The organism is Rheinheimera lutimaris (assembly GCF_013283795.1).
GTDB classification, from domain to species: domain Bacteria; phylum Pseudomonadota; class Gammaproteobacteria; order Enterobacterales; family Alteromonadaceae; genus Alishewanella; species Alishewanella lutimaris.
In genome coordinates this window covers 203,617-220,014 of sequence record NZ_JABSOD010000004.1, presented here as the reverse complement: position 1 = coordinate 220,014, position 16,398 = coordinate 203,617, and the positions used below count along the sequence as shown (strand labels likewise).

Here is a 16,398-nt window from a genome sequence, read left to right as displayed (position 1 = left end):
ATCGTTACGCCTCCTTATGCTGAAGATTTGATAAATTACTTAACGCTTAAACTCGCGGATCCGTATATTTCTGTCAAGCGGTTTTTAACAATTGGCTGAAATGTCCCCAAATCGCCTATTTTTTCAACATTCAGGTATGACCAGTTGGTGATTTGTCACTTGACAGTTTTGTGATTCAAACGTACATTTCAAACACCTGTTTAAATATTGGTTTGGTAATGACAAATAAACTCAGTACCCAACATAAAATTCTTGATGCGGCGCAAAGCTTGTTTGCAGAAACCGGCTTTAACGACACCTCATTACGGCAGATCACCAGTCAGGCTGAGGTGAATCTGGCGTCGGTTAATTATCATTTTGGCTCGAAGAAAGAGCTGATCCAGGCGGTATTACAGCGCTACTTAGTGGTATTAATGCCAAGGCTGGACCAGGAATTTACACGGTTATTGGCTGCACAGCAGGCGAATAATCTGAGCCAGGTGTTGTCTGTATTTGTTAAGCCGTTGCTGGAACTAAACAAAGTGCATCAAAACGGTACGCGGATTTTTTTGCAACTGCTTGGCCGTGGTTATACCGACGTGCAGGGACATTTGCGCTGGTTTTTTAATCATAATTATGGCCGCGTGTTGGATAAACTGGTGTTACTGGTTCAGCAAGCTTGTCCTGATTTACCGGCCGGAGAGTTGTTCTGGCGGTTACATTTTTCGCTTGGCACCGTGGTGTTTACTATGGCATCCAACGAAGCCCTGGCTGAGATTGCCGAAGCCGATTTTAATGAAAAAGTTGATATTGAAGGCGTAATTTTACGCCTACTGCCTTATTTGTCGGCGGCGATAGCTGCGCCGGTGTCCACCGTTACTCCAATTAGTCATAACGCGCCGCTGTTGGCGGGTGAAGGAAGGTAATATGTTAGTGCTGTTAATATTGGTTGTTGCTTTAACAATTGTGCTGGGTGTTGGTGATATCCGCCGTAGTTTAATTACTAAGCCGGTTTTTACCATGTTTAAAAAGATATTGCCGCCGCTGTCGGACACCGAGCGTGAAGCGATGGAAGCCGGTGATGTATGGTGGGACGGTGAGTTATTTAAAGGTAAACCGGACTGGCATAAGCTGCACAGCTTCCCCAAGGCAGAACTAAATGCCGATGAGCAGGCATTTATGGATAACCAGGTAGAAACCCTGTTGCAAATGCTGGACGATTATAAAATCGTGCAGGAGCAACGCGATTTACCCAAAGAAGTGTGGGACTTCTTAAAGCGTGAAGGTTTCTTCGCGATGATTATTCCTAAATCTTACGGTGGCCGTGAATTTTCCGCTATTGCCAATTCCACTATCGTATCGCGTATCGCTACCCGTAGTTTAACTGCGGCGGTAACCGTTATGGTGCCTAATTCATTGGGCCCGGGCGAGCTGTTAATGCACTACGGTACGCAACAACAGAAAGATTTTTGGTTGCCAACCTTAGCTAACGGCACCGATGTACCTTGCTTTGCGCTGACCGGGCCTGAAGCCGGCTCTGATGCCGGTGGTATTCCGGATACCGGCGTAGTGTGTAAAGGTGAGTTTGAAGGTAAAAAAGTCATCGGCATTCGTTTAAACTGGGATAAGCGCTACATTACGCTGGCACCGGTAGCGACAGTATTGGGTCTGGCATTTAAATTGTCTGATCCTGAGCAATTATTGGGCGATAAAGAAGAGTTGGGTATTACCTGTGCGCTTATTCCTACCAGCCATAAAGGCGTAGAAATTGGCGACCGCCACTTCCCGATGAATATGGCTTTTATGAACGGTACCACTTACGGTAAAGATGTCTTTATTCCGTTGGAGTGGATTATCGGCGGGCCGGATTATGCCGGTCGCGGTTGGCGCATGCTGGTTGAGTGTTTATCTGCCGGTCGTGGCATCAGCTTACCGGCGCTGGCAACGGCTACCGGCCACTTAGCGGCGCGGATGACCGGTGCTTATGGTTATGTACGCCAGCAGTTTGGTATGTCGATTGGCAAGTTTGAAGGCGTGCAGGAATCATTGGCACGTATTGGTGGTTTAAATTACAGCCTGGAAGCCATGCGAGTGATGACGGCCGGTGCTATCGACATGAAGCTAAGCCCAAGCGTGGTAACCGCTATCGCCAAATACCATATGACAGAAATGTCGCGTACCTTAATGAATGATGCGTTTGATATTCATGCCGGCCGCGCTATTCAGGTTGGGCCGAAGAATTATCTGGCGCACGGTTATATGGGTATTCCTATTTCTATCACGGTGGAAGGTGCGAACATCCTCACCCGTAACCTGATGATTTTTGGCCAGGGCGCGACACGTTGCCACCCTTATGTGCTGGCTGAGTTGGAAGCCGCTGCCAATCCTGATGCAGAGCAGGGTTTAAAACAGTTCGATAACTTACTACTTAAACATGTTGGCTTTGCTATTGGTAATACCTTTGGTGCCTTGTGGCAAGGTTTAACGGCTGGTGCGTTTAATTCAACCCCGGTATCGGGCGAAACCAGCCGTTACTATAAACAACTAAGCCGGATGAGCCGTGGTTTAGCGTTAAGTGCCGATTTTTCGATGCTGATTTTAGGCGGTGAGTTAAAACGCCGCGAAATGCTGTCGGCCCGTTTAGGCGATGTATTAAGCCAGCTGTATATCGCTTCTGCAGTACTGAAGTTCTATGAAGACAATGGCCGTCAGCAATGTGACTTACCGTTTGTGCATTACAGCTTACAGCGGGCATTGTTTGAAATTGGTCGTGCTTTTGATGGCTTCTTTGCCAACTTCCCGAGCAGAGTCGTCGCACGTTTGTTGAAAACACTGATTTTCCCGTTTGGTATCGGCTACAAAATGCCCAATGACGACACTGCGATTCAAATTTGTGAAGCGCTGTCAAAACCCGGTGTAGTGCGTGATCGGTTAACTCACCTGTGTTATATCGGCAAGGATGAGAACGACGCTACCGGTTTAATGGAAAGTGCTTTTGTGGCGATGCATGCGGCGCAGCCACTGATGAAGAAAATTTATCAGGCCCAGCGCGAAGGTAAGCTGGCGCGTAAACAGCCATTAGTGCAAACCATAGCGCAAGCATTGGATGCTGAGGTGATTACCGCAGCAGAAGCAGAGCAACTGACGAAGATGAATACACTGCGCTTTAGCGCTATCAGTGTTGACAGTTTTAAAGCAGGTGCATTGGATGCGATGGCAATAGCCTCTGCTGACGCCGCTTAAACAACTTGCTACACTCAAACGCCGGCCGGGCTATGCTCTGCCGGCGTTTTTTTATGTTATTAAGGAGTGACAATGTCTGCAGATATCACGTTACGTTTAGCCACAGAGCAGGATATTCCCGCCATTCTGGCGTTTATTCAGGGCCTGGCTGAGTATGAAGAACTGGCCGATCAGGTGGTGGCAACTGAAGAAAAATTACGCGCTACGTTATTTGGCGCCAAGCCTTATGCTGAAGTGGTGATAGCTGAATATCAGCAACAGGCCGCCGGCTTTGCGCTGTTTTTCCACAATTACTCTACCTTTCTGGCCAAACCCGGCATCTATCTGGAAGACTTATTTGTGCTGCCGGCTCACCGCGGCCTTGGCTTGGGTAAACTGCTGCTCAGCTATCTGGCTAAGCTGGCAGTGCAGCGCGACTGCGGCCGGTTGGAATGGTCGGTGCTGGATTGGAACCAACCTGCGATCGACTTTTATCAGGCGCAGGGCGCGACTATGCTGCACGACTGGCGGATTAACCGCGTTACCGGAGAACAATTATTACAATTGGCGCAGCAATATCGCGACTAAATAGCCGCTTGTGCGCCAGCCGTTAAAAAAGCGTTATTCGTTGTGGCAACTCACCTAACTCAGACTAAGCTATGTAGAGTTAATTCTCTCTTACTGTATAGCCTGCAGGTTTACGGGGTGTGCTATGAAACGTTTAAAAGCGCTGGCAGACAAGCCTATTATTGGTGGTGTAGTGAAAAAAGCCATGGCGTCGCTGGCAAGTAACGACGCCAAAGCGATTTCAGAGCACTTTTCGCAGTACCTGAAACCTCAAATTGCCGACACCGATGCGTTACGGCACGAAGTGTATAAGCTGCGTCACAATGTATATTGCGAAGAACTGCATTTTGAAGACGTAAAAGAAACCTATGAAGAGCATGATGAATTTGATCTGAGGGCGATTCACTGTTTTGTCCGCCATATCAGCTCCAATAACCTCGCCGGCACAGTGCGCTTAATTACCTCAGCGCAGGATAACGAGCTGTTGCCGATAGAGCAGTTTTGCTCTCATGCCTTAACTGATGCCGATATTTCACCGATGAAATATGCCCGACATGAAGTGTGTGAGATCTCCAGGCTGGCGGTGCCGGCAGCATTCAGAAAGCGTGAAATAGACAAGCACGCCGGCGCAGCAACCGGCGCAATTAACGAGCAGGTATTCTCGCAAACTGAGCTGCGCTGTTTTCCTTACATTGCTGTTTGTTTGTATTTATCTGCTGCGGCTATGTCGTATAAAACCAAGCGTTATCATGTGTTTGTTATGATGGAGCCACGTTTGGCGCGCAGTTTGAGTTTTGTTGGCATTATGTTTCGTCAACTGGGCCAACCGATAGAGTTTCATGGTAAAAGGGCGGCATACTATATCGACTCCAGAGAACTGAAAAAAACCCTCAGTAGCGGTTATCTGAAGTTGCTGCAAGCAATAGAGCGAGACTTGTTTGAATTAAAAAAACCTGGTACACCCTCGTCCGGAGCAATATTCTCACCTAAACTTATTGCCGCTCATTAGCGCTAACGCTGAAACATACATAGGGATTATGGCCATGTTTGACTACAACGCTGCGTTTTCGCGCAATATAGGCTGGGTAACGCTGGCCGAACAGCAAAAGTTGCGTAATTTTACGGTAGCAATAGCGGGGGCCGGCGGCGTAGGCGGTGCGCATGCGTTAACCCTTGCCAGGCTTGGTATCGGTAAATTTCGTTTATCTGACTTTGATCAGTTTGAAGTGCATAATTTTAACCGTCAGGTAGGCGCTTTTATGTCTACTGTGCAACAGGACAAAGTGACGGTAATGCAGCGCATGGTAAGGGATATTAATCCTGAAGCTGAAATCAGCTGTTTTGAGCAAGGTATTAATGCAGACAATGTCGATGCTTTTTTACAGGATGTGGATATCTATGTCGACAGCCTCGACTTTTTTGCCTTAGAAGCCCGCCAGTTGGTGTTTCAGAAATGCCACGAAAAACGTATTCCGGTGGTTACTGCTGCGCCCTTAGGTATGGGCTGCGCTTTTTTATGCTTTATGCCGGGCGCTATGAGCTATGAGCAGTACTTTCGTTTTGCCGGCCATAGTAAAGAAGATCAATTGATCCAGTTTCTTATCGGGCTGTCTCCGGCGATGTTGCAGCGCAGTTACCTGGTCGATCAAAGCCGCGTAAGCTTTAAGCAGCAACGTGGCCCCTCTACACCGATGGCGGTGCAATTGTGCGCCGGTATTGCCGGTACTTATGTGCTGAAAATATTGCTGGGCAGAGGCGATGTGTTGTGCGCGCCATACGGCCTGCATTTTGATGCCTATCGCAACAAGTTGGTAAAAACCTGGCGCCCCTTTGGCAATGCCGGCTTGATACCCAGGTTGATGTTTAGAATCGCAAAGAAAATTGTTAGTAATTAGTGTCAGTTTTCTAATCATTTATTTACTCTATGGTTTGCCGGTTGTTGTTATGTTTTTGAAATTAAATGGTAATTTATTTTGGCATGGTGATTGCTTTGTGGGCGCTGTGGCATCGGGCCACAGAGTTTACAGGGAGTTACTATGAAAAGACTTTTTTTAGCTGTCGCTTTATTCGGCGTTGGTGGAACCGCTCAGGCAGGAGATATCAGTATTACCAATAATTATGGCACTACAGGGTTATTTGAAGCGCTGGGTGCCAGCAATATCCCGGTAACATCAACTTACAGCCATGGCTTGGGAAATGGTGTGGTAAGTAGTGCAGATGATGTGATTGGCGTACCATTAGCTTTCAATGATGTGGGCAGTGGCTGGTTCGGTGAGTTGGTGCCTATTTTTGGCGGCAATTCGTTGAATTACAATAACGATTGGCAGTTGGGATTCAACTATAACTTTGGTGGCACTGCCACCTATGACGACGGTGTATTCCCGTTTGCACCTGATGGGACTTTGGATGCTAATAACGACGGTTTAATTGATTTCGGTGACGCTTTAGTTCCTAACTATACTACGGGGGTGCTGGAGTTCTTTTATAACGACTTAGCGACGCCGGGCAACCCAAACCAAGGTGTTAAAGTATTAGAATTGCAATTAGTTGGAACTGAGCTGCAGCCATTCTCGCCCAATGTGATTTTTTTTCTGGAAGTCAATTACGACTGGTATGCTGGTGGTAATGCGTTTGTTGACAACTTCTTCACTGACGGTGACTCAGGACTGTCATTTTATCAATTAAGCCAGCTCAGCCCCCCACCGGTTATCAGTTTCCGCCTTGACTTTAATGTAGACTTTAATCGTGTACCAACTTGTGGTGATGCTGTCTGTGAAACAATCAGTCGTACCACAGATATCAATGCGACCGGCATTTTTGCTGTACCGGAGCCGGCTTCTCTGGCTATGTTGGGTTTTGGGTTGTTGGGGCTGGGGTTTAGTTCTCGCCGGAGGAATGGCCGAAACGAAATTAGTTAGCGTTTTAATCCGGATAACCAGAACTGCAAAAAACAACAAACTGACAGCTGGCATGGTTTATTAAAACTGTGCCGGCTGGCAGGTTGGTTATCTCAGGCTCTTGATATGTCAATTAGCCATTTTTTTTACTGTTTTTTATAGACATTTCTGTCAGCTTTTTTATCAGTTTCGGCTTTTGTTGCGAGTATTTTTTTTTAAAATGTTGAAATGTAAAGTTAAATTATTATGGCATGTTGATTGCTTTGTTAAAGCTGGTGTATATGACTACAGAGTTTAACAAGGAGTTACTATGAAAAAGATTCTTTTAGCTGCCGCCTTACTCGGCGCTGCCGGCGCAGCTCAGGCAGGGGATATCAGCATTACTAACGATTACGGTACTACAGGTTTATTCGAAGCGCTGGGTGCCAGCAATATTCCGGTAACCTCAACTTACAGCCATGGTTTAGGGCCCGGAGCAGTGGGTGGTGCAGATGACCTTATTGGCGCGCCGCTTAGCTTTAATGATGTCGGAGGTGGTTGGTTTGGTGAATTAGTGCCTATTTTTGGCGGTAACTCATTGGGTTACAATAATAACTGGCAATTGGGTTTTAACTATAACTTTGGTGGCACTGCGACGCTGGTTGATGGTGTGTTCCCATTTGCGCCAGACGGCACCTTAGATGCTAATAATGACGGTTTAGTTGATTTCGGCGATGCGATAGTACCTAACTTTACTACCGGCATTTTAGAAATTTTCTATAACGATATAAACGACGCCAGTCCTAACGATGGTCAAAAAGTGTTAGAACTGCGGCTGGTCGGTACTGAGTTACAACCTTTTTCACCAAACGTAATCTTCTTTATGGAAGTAAATTATGATTGGTATGCCGGTGGTAACGCCTTTGTTGATAACTTTTTTACTGATGGCGATTCAGGTATGTCGTTTTACCAGTTAAGTCAGTTAGCGCCACCACCGGTGATTAATTTCCGCATGGACTTTAACGTTGACTTTAACTTTGTGCCAACCTGTGATGATGCAGATTGTGAGACCTTAAGCCGTGAGACCGATATCAACGCAACCGGTATCTTCGCAGTACCAGAGCCGGCGTCTATTGCTATCTTAGGTTTGGGTTTATTAGGCTTAGGTGCTACTGCCCGCAGACGTAAAGCCGCTTAACAAGCATAAATTATCTACTTACTAAAAAGCCGGTTTTAATAACCGGCTTTTTTATGTCTGTTTGTTTTCGACTGTAAAAAATCACGACAGCGGGGTGCTGCCGTGATTACTGTTTAAGCTTACTGAGCGACTTTGGCTTGTAATTCAGTAAGGCGTTGGCTAATTTTTCGGTCGTCTGATTTTACCTGCTGTAAGACATTGCTTGCTTCTGCCGTTTTGCCGGCCATTAGCAGAGCCTCTGCATAGTTAAGCTGAACTTCGCTGCTACCTGGCCTTAGTTTTAACGACTTTTCAAATTGCGTTATAGCGGCATCAGCCTTGTTAAGACGCATTAGGGTTGAGCCATAGGTGTCAATAACATCGGGGTTTTCCGGGGCCAGTGCTAATGCCTTTTTCGCGAACTGCTCTGCTTCTGCCGGCTTATTGTCGTTTAGTAACAACCAGGCATAGTTATTCAGGAAGATAAAATTTTCTGCCTGCGATTCTGCCAAAGAGGCGTAGATTTGCTGTGCTTTTTGCGGATCAGACTGCATTAACAGATTCGCGTAGTAAGACTGCATCATCTGTGATGGTTCATGGTTTTGCATATGCTTTTCAATAAATTCAATGCTGCGGCGAAATGAATATTCTTTGGCATATAAATCAGCAATTACAGTAGCGGTAGAGTTAGCCGGTTGCATATCGTAGCTTTGCAGCAAGGCTTCCAGTGCCGGTGTTGGTTTATTTTGCAACAACAGCAGGCGTCCTTTCAGCGCCAGATTATAGGCGTTATCACGTATTTTTTCCGGTAGTTTGGCTATGGCATCGATAGCTGCGCCGTACTGTTGCAAAGCCTCCAGGGCAGATACCTGCGCCATTCTGAGCTGAACATTGTCCGGATAGCGGCTTTGCTGCAACTGTATTACCCTTAGCGCTTCTTGCGGGTTATCTTGTCTTAGCAATAAATTGGCATATATGGTGGCCGCCTGAAATGCGGTGGGGTCTTGCTCGTGCCAGCTTTTACTCAGACGCAGTGCATCAGCAACTTTATTCAGATTAACATTAGCTTCAATTAACATGGTCCAATGTGCCGGCAGGCGCTGGCTGCTATCTGCCGGCACCTTATCCAGTAAAGCGATTACATCGTTTGCCTTGCCATCTAATTGAAACAACCGCGCAACGGTTAAACGCAGTAAGTAATTATCCGGCTCATTTTTTTGTGTATCACGGGCGGTAGCCAATATTGCAGTAGTATTATTGTTTTGTCGTGCTAAGGCATAGGCTTGGCGTAAAGCCGGTAAATAGCTTGGTTTGGCCTGCAACAATTTACTGTTTAACTGCGCAGCTAAGGTGTAGTCTTTTTCAAACTGTGCCACTGTAGCCTGCAGCAGTAAGGTCAACGGATTATCCGCTGCGGTTTCGGCAGCGCTGGCTAACAGTGTCTTGGCGGTTTCAACGTCTTTTTGTAATAAAGCGCTGTAAGCTTTGAGGTTATAACCCAAATTAGCGGTATCCGGGTCGTCTAACCATTCTTGGGCTAACTCATCAACCTTGCTAAATTGCTTGTTTTTCAGATAGTTTGCCGCTAACACCAGTCGGGTGCTGTGCATGCCGGGATCCAGTGACAGGGCACGCTCTAAATCTTCGATAGCGGCCAGTTCTTCGCCCGGGATAGACATTTTTAGCTGACCCAGCGAGCTGAGGCTTTGTGCTTCACCTGACATACTACTTTCGTATTTTGATACCAACTCGCGTGCTGCTGCAGTGTTACCTTGTTTAACCAGGTTTAATGCTGTGCCGGCTACAAGTTGAATATCACTGTCAGTCATATTCATATCAAGCAGTTGTTTTTGCGCGTCAGCGGTTTTGCTTTCTTTTAACTGCAGGGCGATATAAAGCCGCTCCAGTTGCGGATAAGCGCCCAGATGCTGCTCTGCTGCTGCCAGATGATGTAACGCCTGGCTTTCCAGCCCGAGCCGTATTGAGGCAACTGCGGCAAGGATCCGCGCCTGCGGAGTGCGGTAGCCCTTAGCGATGGCTTTGTCAGCAAACTCTTTTGCTGCAGTATAGTTTTCTGCTTCTAACGCTGTTACGGCTGCCAGATAATTAGCAAAAGGCTGCTCCGGCGCAGTTTTCAAAATGACATCTAACTGTGCTTGCGCAGCCGGGTATTGCTCAAGCTTAACCAAGATCTGCGCAGCTTGCAGCCTGGCTTTTAATTGCCGCGGTTGTAGTTTTAAGTACTCCAGCAAAGCGGCGGATGCTTCGGTATTTTTTTCCAGTGCCAGCAGCAGGTTTGCTTTCAGATACAATGTTTCTTCAAAATGCGGCTGGTCTGTGGATATGGCCGCCAACAAGTCATAAGCATCCTGATATTTAGCCTCAGGGATCAATAAATTAGCTTGGGAAAAAGCGGCAACACCGGCTTTATCACTGTCTGCAAGGTCGGAAAATATACGCAGAGAGTTCTCAGCAGAGCCTAACTCGAGCTCTGATAACGCTTTATAAAGCTGCACGTAATCTTGCAACGATGCCGGTAAGGTTTCATCGTCAGGGTGGCGTGATAATATTGCTGAATAATTGCCGGCTAAATAGCTGGCCCGCAGTAACGGCAGCGTAACGGCGTCAGTATCAATGCCACCGGCTTTGGCCAGCAGCAACTCTTTTTCAGCCGATATTGCATCGCCGGTTTGCAGATAAAGTTTGCCCAGGGCAAAACGGTAGTCGGCATTGTCCGGCATTTGTTGAATAGCAGATTTTAATTCAATTACTGCAGCATTGTATTGCTTAGCATCGATATAATTCAGTGCGTCGCTATAGTGCTCTGTTGCATCCTTACTGCCACAACCGCTGAGTAAAGCCAGTGCTACAGCACTGGCTAATATGGTTGTCTTTTTCATCGTACACTCCCTGTAGCTGCAATGTGTCCGTTAGCCGAAGATACCTCTGGTATCAATGACCACCTTGGTTGCTACATCCACCGGATGCAGCGCTTTAAACTGTTTATGATCGACCAACACCACTAAAATGTTGGCGCGCTCCAACGCCTGAGGCAACGGGGTAAGCCGGTCAGCGTAGCCGGCATATTTTGCCGGCAACTGCTTAATGTTCGGCTCGACCAATAATACTTCACCAATATTGTCTGTTAACAATGACATGGCAATATCCAGCGCCGGGCTTTCACGTAAATCGTCGATGTCGGCTTTAAAGGCTAAGCCTAAGCAGGCGATAACCGGTTTTTTAAACTGGTCGGCTGCCTGTCTTATTTTGTCTGCCACATAGTGTGGTTTACTATCGTTGATTTCGCGAGCTTTGCGGATAATTTGCGCTTGTTCCGGTGCGGAGTCGACGATAAACCAGGGGTCAACGGCAATACAGTGGCCACCTACGCCCGGGCCTGGCGAGAGGATATTTACCCGCGGATGGCGGTTAGCCAGCTTTATCAGCTCCCAGACATTAATTTTCAGATGGTCACAAATCATCGACAGTTCATTGGCAAAGGCAATATTGACGTCGCGAAACGAGTTCTCTGTCAGCTTGGCCATTTCTGCGGTGCGGGCATTGGTTAGCAAACACTCACCACGAACAAATAAGTTGTACAGCGACACGGCTTTTTGTGCACAACGGTCGGTTATGCCGCCGATAATGCGGTCATTACTGACCAGCTCTTGCAATACGCGGCCTGGCAGCACCCGCTCCGGGCAGTGGGCAATAAATACGTCGGCTTTGTCCGGATCCTGATGCGGCATAATTAAATCGGGCCGCAGTTCGGCCAGCCACTCTGAAATTTTATCTGTGGTGCCAACAGGGGAGGTGGATTCCAGCACGATCAGATTGCCTTTGGCGATAACCGGAGCAATGTTTTCCAGCGCGGCTTTAATGTAGCTAAGGTCGGGGCTTTTATTATCTTTAAACGGTGTGGGTACGGCTATCATAAATGCTTCAGCCGGTTCCGGAGTCAGTGATGCTTTTAATTTGCCGGTAGTCACAGCGGCTTGTACCAGCATGTCTAAATCAGGCTCAACAATGTGAATTTTACCCTGATTAATCGTGTTTACTGCGTGCTCTGATACATCAACACCCAATACCTCTACACCACGTGAAGCGATAACTGCGGCTGTGGGCAAGCCGATATAACCTAAACCGATAACTGAGACACGTGAAAAACCATGCATACTGTTTCCTTATTATGTAATTGCCGGCCTGACATTTAGCGGTTTAGCAGGTGTCAGGCAGCTTGTTTTTCTGCGACAAACTGACTTAATTGGCCGAAGGTAGCAAACACCTCGGCAGAGATTTCATCATCGTCGATTTGAATGCCTAATTGCTGCTCTAATTCAGTGATTACCGCGATGACGGCCATAGAATCAAACTCGGCAATAGCACCGAGCAACGGGGTGTCATGGTCAAACTGTTTGTCAATTTGTAATACGGTGCGCAGAATTTCTGCCAGTAACTGCTGATGAGACATGTTGCTTTTCCTTAAGTAACTGATACGGTTCCCTGATTTGCATATCCATGCTGCGATAACTAAATTTACTTAGTGGCTAAATTACAGTCGGATTTTGTGCAAAACTGTTTTATTATTGCACACAAAGGGATTAAAAGTGAAAGGTCTGAAGGACGCTATGACCAAAAATATCCACGATATTATTATCCAATCCGCTGCGCGTTTTCCTGCGCGACCTGCGTTGTACTTTAAACAGGCCGTATTAACATATGCTGAACTGCAAACTCAGGTGTTAAGTGCGGCTGTATGCTTGCAACAAGCTGATATAAAACGCTTTGACCGCGTAGCGGTGTACTTACCAAAACAATTTGAAACTGTCAGCAGCTTGTTTGGTTGCAGTATGGCCGGCGCGGTTTTTGTGCCGGTAAATGCCGGGCTGAAAGCCGCCCAGGTTGGCCATATTCTGCAAGATTGTAATGTTCGCCTCTTGATCACCAGTAAAGACCGGCTGGCCGCACTGGCGGATGAGCTGCATTTATGCAGTGATTTACATACGGTACTGCTTACCGATGGCAGCACTGCTGATTTTCAACCCCTGGCACATATTCAGGTTAAAGCTTTTGCTGCACCGCACGACGGGGCAGAGCTGCAATGTTATGCCCACAGCACCGATGCTGATATGGCTGCCATTTTGTACACCTCAGGCAGTACCGGTAAGCCCAAAGGGGTGGTGCTGTCGCACCGCAATATGTTGGTTGGGGCACAGAGTGTCGCCGGCTACTTAAACAATACGCCGGATGATGTATTGCTGGCGCTGCTACCTCTGAGCTTTGATTACGGTTTAAGCCAGTTAACTACGGCGTTTCTCTGCGGTGCAGCGGTAGTGCTGCTGGATTTTTTCTTTGTGCAGGACGTGGTGCGCGCCGTGCAACAGCATGGCATAACCGGTATAGCGGCAGTGCCGCCATTATGGGCGCAGCTGGCAAAGGCAAACTGGCCGGAGGGCAGCGCAGACAGCGTGCGTTATCTTACCAACAGCGGTGGTGCTATGCCGCAACCGCTGTTGGCGCAACTACAGCAGACTTTTAACAGGGCAGAGCCGTATTTAATGTATGGTCTGACAGAAGCTTTCCGCTCTACCTATTTGCCTCCGGCTGAACTGAGTAAGCGGCCGGGCTCTATGGGCAAGGCTATTCCGAATGCTGAGATTGTGGTGGTGCGGGAAGACGGCAGTCTGTGCGGACCAAATGAACCCGGCGAATTAGTGCATCGCGGGCCGCTGGTTAGCTTAGGCTATTGGAATGCGCCGGAAAAAACCGCTGAGCGGTTTAAGTTTGACCCGGTTGCGCCCAAAGGCATACAACTGCAGCAGCCGGCAGTCTGGTCCGGCGATACGGTGCGGTTTGACGAAGAGGGCTTTTTATATTTTATCGGCCGGCGCGATGAGATGATAAAAACCTCCGGCTACCGGGTCAGCCCGACTGAGGTAGAAGAGGCCGTTTACCGCTTAAGCCCGGCGCTGGTTGATGTTGCCGCTATAGGTGTAAATCATGCTGAACTGGGCCAGGCTATTTTGGTGTTGTATGCCCTTAAGGCGGGGCAGCAAGCGGATACCACAGATTGGCTGTTGCAACTTAAACGCGCTTTGCCCGGCTACATGTTACCTGCAGCATTAATACCATTATCCATGTTGCCCAAAAACGCTAACGGTAAGATTGACCGCAAAATGCTGTCAGAGCAGTACCGCGACTACTTTAACGGGGAAACATTATGAGCGCCTCTGTATCTGGTGCAACGCTGCAGCTGCCGCAGCATGAAGTTATGTCACAGTTTGCGCAACATAATGGCCAACTGTTAGTCGGTGGTTTCAGCCTGAGTGCTATCAGCCGGATGTTAGGTAAAGCAGTATTTTACGCTTATGACCGTAATATCATTACGCAGCAGGTGCAACGCTTTCGCCATGCAGTACCGGCGCGTATTAAGCTGCACTATGCGGTAAAGGCCAACCCTTACTGGCCGGTGGTGCAGCATTTAAAACTGCTGGTCGATGGCTTTGATGTGGCCTCGCAAAAGGAAATGCTGCTGGCGGTGCAAAGCGGTATGCCGGTGCAGCACATCAGCTTTGCCGGGCCAGGTAAAACCGATACTGAACTTAGTGCAGCTATTGCGCTTGGCGTAACGCTGAATGTGGAATCATTGTCGGAACTGGCGCGTATTTGCCGGTTAGGGCAGGAGTGTGATGTTACGCCTCAGGTTGCCCTGCGGGTAAACCCGGCGTTTGAACTTAAAGCCTCCGGCATGAAAATGGCCGGCGGTGCCAAACCCTTTGGCATCGATGAAGAGCAGGTGTTCACCGTGTTAGCCGATATAGCTGCTATGCCGCTGCGACTGCGTGGTTTTCATATTTTCTGTGGCTCACAAAATTTAAAAGCTGATGCTCTGACAGAAGCGCATCAGCATACTTTTGCTTTGGCGGCAAAATTGGTGGCGGCTTGCCCGTACCGGCCGGATCTGATTAATTTGGGTGGCGGCTTTGGTATTCCTTACTTTGCCGGTGAAAAACGACTGGATCCGGCCCCGGTAGGGCAGTCATTAGCTGCGCTGTTGCAGCAGTATCACGACGATTTCAACGGCATTGAACTGGTGATCGAGTTAGGCCGATTTTTGGTCGCCGAAGCCGGCATCTATGCATGTCAGGTGGTCGACAAAAAGGTGTCGCGTGGTACGACTTATTTGGTGTGTAACGGCGGCTTGCATCATCATTTGGCTAATTCCGGCAATTTTGGTCAGGTGATCCGTAAAAACTATCCGGTGGCTATCGGCAACCGCTTAAACAGCGGGCAGCAGGAGCAGGTCACGATAGTCGGCCCGCTGTGTACTCCGCTGGATATATTAGCGGACAAAGTGATGCTGCCAAAAGCGGATGTGGGCGACTGGGTGGTGGTATATCAATCCGGTGCTTATGGTCCCACCGCCAGCCCGCAGGATTTCCTTGGTCATGCGCCGGTAAGCGAATTATTGCTCTGAGTATTTGTCGCACAGCAGGTACAGCTGTTGGCACTGTCCGCTGTGCAGCACATCGAGCATTAAGCTGCCCAGGGCCGGCCGGTAATGCGACGGCTCCCAAAAATAGACGCTGTCAGCGGCATTTTTGCTGCTTAAATTAACCACGTTGATAACGGGCGGCGAGGCAATAGCAAAATCATACAGCGTCAGTTGATGTTGCTTTGCCAGTTGCACCAGCTGTTGTTTCCAGTGCTGCAGTTCAGCTGTTAACTGATGTTGCTCAAGGTTGGCCAAATAAGGTTGCTGGTACGGATTAATCAGCAAAAAAATGTCAATTTGTTCTGCTTTGAGTAACGAGATAAAGCTGTGCAACGTGTTGAAGTGATGGCTTTTCCCTGTGACAAATAATGTTTCGGCCGCTAGCCGTTGCGTCAGCTCTGCGGCCTTTTGCTGATAAAGTGCGCTAAAGCCCTCGCTGGCAACTTGTTGATAATAAACTCCGCCATCGTTAAACCCTTGCGCGTTAAGGGCATTGGTTTTTTGTGTTTGCGCAAATACTGTGTAGATGGCATCAGTGAGCGCTGTGGTTGACAGCAACAGGCTAAGGCGCTCTTGCAGTATAAAGCCGTAATGGTGTTGCGCGGTGTCAGGATTAGCCAGATGATACTGTAATCGTTGTTGCCAGCGGCTGCGGTCGGCTTCGGTGCTGATATTGTTTTCGCTTGAGGTAAAATCAAGAAAATCCAGCGCAATAACCACCTGACGCACAGAGCCGCGGGAGCGGATCACATGCCAGGCGTAGTCGTACTGCATGGCGATGCCGGCGCCCGGTAAACCAAGGTTATAAACGTCAGCCTGCTGATAAAAGGCATGTTGTACCGGCATGCCAACCTCGACTCTGGAGTTACCAATTAACAACGTTGCCGGGCTTGCTTGCATCGCCTGGTAAGGCTTAATGGTGCGGCCTTTATCGGGCGCGGCAACTTTGCGGACAAACCACGACGTTTTTGTGCTGTGGCGATAAATGCCATAGGGGTCTGTCAGGTAGCTGAATGCTGCCGCAACGGTGCTGACGGCCAGAGTAAACAGCAGCAACAACAGGAGATACTTTTTCATATCTG

The 16,398-nt window shown here is 48.2% G+C and carries 13 protein-coding genes; 9 read left to right on the top strand and 4 right to left on the bottom strand.

All coding sequences use genetic code 11. From position 1 onward, the window contains the following. The first annotated feature begins 218 nt into the window (after positions 1-218). The 7 genes from HRH59_RS05600 to HRH59_RS19170 all read left to right on the top strand — a co-directional run bounded on the left by HRH59_RS05600 (position 219) and on the right by HRH59_RS19170 (position 7,842). Complete coding sequence (locus HRH59_RS05600) at positions 219-905, top strand: TetR/AcrR family transcriptional regulator (protein ID WP_173500288.1); 687 nt, start codon at positions 219-221, stop codon at positions 903-905. 1 nt (position 906) lies between these two features. Next, positions 907-3,222 (top strand): acyl-CoA dehydrogenase, encoded by a 2,316-nt coding sequence (locus HRH59_RS05595; RefSeq protein ID WP_173500287.1) that lies wholly within the window; start codon positions 907-909, stop codon positions 3,220-3,222. 72 nt (positions 3,223-3,294) lie between these two features. Then, positions 3,295-3,789: a GNAT family N-acetyltransferase gene (locus HRH59_RS05590; RefSeq protein ID WP_173500286.1), complete on the top strand. Its 495-nt coding sequence runs from the start codon at positions 3,295-3,297 to the stop codon at positions 3,787-3,789. 124 nt (positions 3,790-3,913) lie between these two features. After that, a complete protein-coding gene (locus HRH59_RS05585) occupies positions 3,914-4,777 on the top strand; it encodes a PEP-CTERM/exosortase system-associated acyltransferase (RefSeq protein ID WP_173500285.1) in 864 nt (287 codons plus the stop codon). Between the two features lie 25 nt (positions 4,778-4,802). Then, positions 4,803-5,663: a ThiF family adenylyltransferase gene (locus HRH59_RS05580; RefSeq protein ID WP_331460152.1), complete on the top strand. Its 861-nt coding sequence runs from the start codon at positions 4,803-4,805 to the stop codon at positions 5,661-5,663. A gap of 141 nt (positions 5,664-5,804) precedes the next feature. Then, entirely contained in the window at positions 5,805-6,686 is an 882-nt protein-coding gene (locus HRH59_RS05575; RefSeq protein ID WP_173500283.1) for a PEP-CTERM sorting domain-containing protein, read from the top strand. 289 nt (positions 6,687-6,975) lie between these two features. Continuing rightward, positions 6,976-7,842, top strand: coding sequence for a PEP-CTERM sorting domain-containing protein (locus HRH59_RS19170; RefSeq protein WP_218573462.1), 867 nt, complete (start codon positions 6,976-6,978; stop codon positions 7,840-7,842). 119 nt (positions 7,843-7,961) lie between these two features. Here the strand turns inward: HRH59_RS19170 and prsT are convergent, their stop codons facing one another. From prsT to HRH59_RS05555, 3 genes are read right to left on the bottom strand one after another with little or no spacing between them, the layout of a single operon-like run. Next, a complete protein-coding gene (gene prsT, locus HRH59_RS05565) occupies positions 7,962-10,721 on the bottom strand; it encodes an XrtA/PEP-CTERM system TPR-repeat protein PrsT (RefSeq protein WP_173500282.1) in 2,760 nt (919 codons plus the stop codon). 30 nt (positions 10,722-10,751) lie between these two features. Continuing rightward, positions 10,752-11,996, bottom strand: coding sequence for a UDP-N-acetyl-D-mannosamine dehydrogenase (gene wecC / locus HRH59_RS05560; RefSeq protein ID WP_173500281.1), 1,245 nt, complete (start codon positions 11,994-11,996; stop codon positions 10,752-10,754). A gap of 53 nt (positions 11,997-12,049) precedes the next feature. Further along, positions 12,050-12,292: an acyl carrier protein gene (locus HRH59_RS05555; RefSeq protein ID WP_173500280.1), complete on the bottom strand. Its 243-nt coding sequence runs from the start codon at positions 12,290-12,292 to the stop codon at positions 12,050-12,052. Positions 12,293-12,449: 157 nt separating this feature from the next. Between HRH59_RS05555 and HRH59_RS05550 the strand changes: the two genes are divergently transcribed. Together HRH59_RS05550 and HRH59_RS05545 are read left to right on the top strand one after the other, a co-directional pair. Continuing rightward, on the top strand, positions 12,450-14,045 hold the full coding sequence (locus tag HRH59_RS05550) for an acyl-CoA ligase (AMP-forming), exosortase A system-associated (protein ID WP_173500279.1): 1,596 nt from the start codon (positions 12,450-12,452) through the stop codon (positions 14,043-14,045). Then, on the top strand, positions 14,042-15,298 hold the full coding sequence (locus HRH59_RS05545; protein WP_173500278.1) for a pyridoxal-dependent decarboxylase, exosortase A system-associated: 1,257 nt from the start codon (positions 14,042-14,044) through the stop codon (positions 15,296-15,298). The genes HRH59_RS05550 and HRH59_RS05545 overlap by 4 nt, the downstream gene beginning before the upstream one ends. On the opposite strand, the gene HRH59_RS05540 is transcribed toward HRH59_RS05545, so the two are convergent. Next, positions 15,287-16,393 (bottom strand): hypothetical protein, encoded by a 1,107-nt coding sequence (locus tag HRH59_RS05540; protein WP_173500277.1) that lies wholly within the window; start codon positions 16,391-16,393, stop codon positions 15,287-15,289. The genes HRH59_RS05545 and HRH59_RS05540 overlap by 12 nt on opposite strands. Positions 16,394-16,398 lie beyond the last annotated feature (5 nt).